At 63.8% G+C, this 586-nt stretch carries 1 protein-coding gene; it reads right to left on the minus strand.

Features of this window, described 5'->3' with window-relative positions; translation table 11 throughout:
* The coding region (locus EN925_RS38760) for a D-alanyl-D-alanine carboxypeptidase family protein (RefSeq protein ID WP_164894831.1) at positions 1–586 on the minus strand (586 nt) is incomplete at both ends.

A 586-nucleotide genomic window follows, 5' to 3' on the forward strand; every position in this document is an offset into this window, starting at 1 on the left:
GGGTGAGACCGTGTCGCCATAGGGCGCCAGCGTGGTGACGGTGGCCGAGCCGGCGACAGGCGTGTCGAACCCCTGATCGAGCAGTTTTGCCGCCGTCTCGGCGCGGGTGACCGCCGACTTCTCGCCAAGCACAACCGCGACCAGCGTGCGCCCGTTGCGCGTCGCCGAACCGATCATGTTGAAGCCGGAGGGGCAGACAAAGCCGGTCTTCATGCCATCGGCACCGGGATAGCGGCCGATCAAGAGATTGTAGTTGGGGATCGCCTTCTTGCCGACGGCAAGGCCCTCGATCGAGAACCACGGCACATATTGCGGAAATTCGCGGCGGATCGCCATCACCAGCACGGCGAGGTCGCGCGCCGTCGTGTACTGATCCGGCGAATAGAGCCCGTTCGGATTGACGAAATGCGTGCCGTTCATGCCGAGCCGGGTCGCCTCGGCGTTCATCCGGTCGGCAAAGGCCGCCTGCGAACCGCCGACATTTTCGCCGACAGCCATGGCAATGTCGTTGGCCGATTTGACCAGCATCATCTTCAGCGCATTGTCGAGCCGCATCACCGAGCCCGGCTTGAAGCCCATCTTGCTT

This window comes from Mesorhizobium sp. M7A.F.Ca.US.006.04.2.1 (assembly GCF_004022915.1).
GTDB classification, from domain to species: domain Bacteria; phylum Pseudomonadota; class Alphaproteobacteria; order Rhizobiales; family Rhizobiaceae; genus Mesorhizobium; species Mesorhizobium ciceri.